Origin of the sequence: Mesotoga sp. UBA5847 (genome assembly GCF_002432735.1) — a bacterium.
Lineage (GTDB): Bacteria > Thermotogota > Thermotogae > Petrotogales > Kosmotogaceae > Mesotoga.
This window is the reverse complement of sequence record NZ_DJGL01000055.1, coordinates 5,634-7,765: the sequence shown is the minus strand read 5'-3', so window position 1 is coordinate 7,765 and position 2,132 is coordinate 5,634. Positions and strand designations below refer to the sequence as shown.

General features: G+C 45.2%; 3 protein-coding genes and 1 pseudogene. 2 read left to right on the top strand and 2 right to left on the bottom strand.

Features of this window, described 5'->3' with window-relative positions; all coding sequences use genetic code 11:
* The first annotated feature begins 591 nt into the window (after positions 1-591).
* Both B3K91_RS05780 and B3K91_RS05775 read left to right on the top strand, forming a co-directional pair.
* On the top strand, positions 592-840 hold the full coding sequence (locus tag B3K91_RS05780; RefSeq protein ID WP_214079699.1) for a type II toxin-antitoxin system Phd/YefM family antitoxin: 249 nt from the start codon (positions 592-594) through the stop codon (positions 838-840).
* Positions 824-1,228 (top strand): putative toxin-antitoxin system toxin component, PIN family, encoded by a 405-nt coding sequence (locus tag B3K91_RS05775; protein ID WP_214079700.1) that lies wholly within the window; start codon positions 824-826, stop codon positions 1,226-1,228. The genes B3K91_RS05780 and B3K91_RS05775 overlap by 17 nt, the downstream gene beginning before the upstream one ends.
* Positions 1,229-1,376: 148 nt before the next feature.
* Here B3K91_RS05775 and B3K91_RS05770 read toward each other — a convergent pair whose 3' ends face one another.
* Both B3K91_RS05770 and B3K91_RS05765 read right to left on the bottom strand, forming a co-directional pair.
* Entirely contained in the window at positions 1,377-1,835 is a 459-nt protein-coding gene (locus B3K91_RS05770; protein ID WP_214079701.1) for a hypothetical protein, read from the bottom strand.
* A 3-nt stretch (positions 1,836-1,838) separates the two neighbouring features.
* Positions 1,839-2,132: pseudogene (locus tag B3K91_RS05765) on the bottom strand (hypothetical protein); the annotation flags it as partial.

The following is a 2,132-nucleotide window of genomic DNA, read 5'->3' as shown; positions in this document are numbered from 1 at the left end:
GTCAACGGCGAACCATGTTTTACAGCGTTCAGCGGAACTTCAGGGCGAGATCCCGTCCAGAGGCCCTGAACAGGAGCAGTTCAGGGCGGGCTCTGCGGGATGACGCTCTTTTCTTACTTCAAGTCATCCTGGCGTGGTTCAGGCCAGGATCTCGATCCTTGCCGAGTTTCAAGATCAGACTAAGTGAGTGGATTCCAGGGCAGGCTTAACGGGATAACAGAATGGGGGGATTTATGGGTGCTCTAATCACCTAGGCTTACCGGGATGACAATGTCATAAGATCATACAGTTTTTTTGTAGGTGCGAACGGCTGTTCGCCCGAAGCGGGAGAACCACGATCGGTCATATGAACATGATTCTGCATCTGTTCTACCCGCAACGCCAATCCAAATCCAGCTTCAGTTCATAATATGACTATTTCACTTCACCTTCTGGATTCCATGACTAGTGCCTTCCATAGGAATGAATGGCCGCTCATCCTAAACTCCCTGCTAAGATGGCGAGGTGAAGTTAGTTTGATCGATAATTAGTGTGTTACTTGTGTATCACGAAGGATCACATAAGTGATACAATAATAGCGAGGTGATGATTGTGAAGACGGTTAATGTTAGGGACGTTCGAAACAGGTTCAGTGAGATTGTTGACGGAAAAGAGGAGCTTCTGATTCTTAGGCGTGGGGTTCCGGTCATGAAGATATCACCGGTTTCTAAGGAGGACTTGATGAACTACTATCTTTCAAAGGCCCAAGAAGAAGCGAGAAAGATTGGCCTAAGCGAAGAGGAAGGGTTGGAAGTTCTTGACGAGGTGAGAAGAGAGATGAAAGATGAAGGTCGTCATTGATACAAACGTCGTGATTTCAGCAGCGCTCGGCTCTAAGACGTGCAGCATGGTCGTCGTGAAGGCACTCGAGCAGGAGGTAATCGAACCAGGAATATTCCCACAAGAGTTGAGAAGGTTCGTAGTAAGACTTAAAGAAAAGGAAAAGTACAGAAACGTTAGTTTAGAGAGTCTTTCCAACTTCATAGAATATTGTATTGAGATTGTAGAGATTGTCGATGACTACCGGTTAGTTAGTTTCAGCTCGGATCTTCCGGACAATCATTTTATCTCATTAGCGGCATCCCGTGATGCCTTGCTTATAACAGGAGACAAGCTTTGTCTGCAAAGTGCGCTGCGCGGCAATGTTAACTGCAAGACCCCATCCCAGTACGTAAGTGATTATCTTTGATGGTCCGCAAAAGAGCGAAAGAGCCGTCCTTGAAACAAACGACATCCCGTACAGAAACACCAGGGGATGACCAAATGAGGAGATGCTAACTAACCCATTTTCCTTAAGTACTGCCTTCAAAGACGAATAAATCAATCTCTACAATGTTTCAGCCTCGCATCTTCTTGTCAACAACCAAATGTTCTTGTGGGCCTTCGATTCCTTGTTTGTGGAGAAGACGTATTTTCTGTGAGTTCTTGGTGATCTTTACGTTCCCAGATGAAACCCAGAAGAACTTCCGGTTCTCAGTGATGACTCTTATCTGATTATCCATGATCCATCGCTTCATCCATTGCGCCTTTTTGATCACCTCATCGACCTCGGATTCGTTGGCCGGGTGAATCTCTATGAATGCTGTTTTCAGAACAGCATCAATCTCGATGAAAACAGCATAGTCCCATCTATTCTCAGTCGGATAATCCTCTTTAAGGCAGCTATCTATATCAACGCTCTTTGCATTGGTTCTCGTGTTCTTGAGACATACTCTGTCAGGCTTTCCAATTGCTTGAAGTCCGTTCTTTATACATGGGCCAAGTGATGAATTCATTATGGGCTGCATTTGATCCATTTTCTACCTCCAGAGCTTTGCTACGATTTCGTTTGTCTTGGAAGTGAATTCTACGAGGCCACCCCATTCCGACACTGACTTCTTATCGCTCCCGGGATCGAGTGAAGAAATATCTTCAGTCACCACGCCAGTCTCGGTTGGTCTGAAGTAGTTGACAATGAGCTTCTTGTTCTCAAGATCCTTTATTAGTTTGTTTGTATTTGGCGTTGTTTTTAGTTCGAAAAGGTCGAGGAGAAGCTTCCTCTTTTTGTCAGCAGTTGCTTCAGGATGTAGAATAAAAATGGGGACAGACTCCAT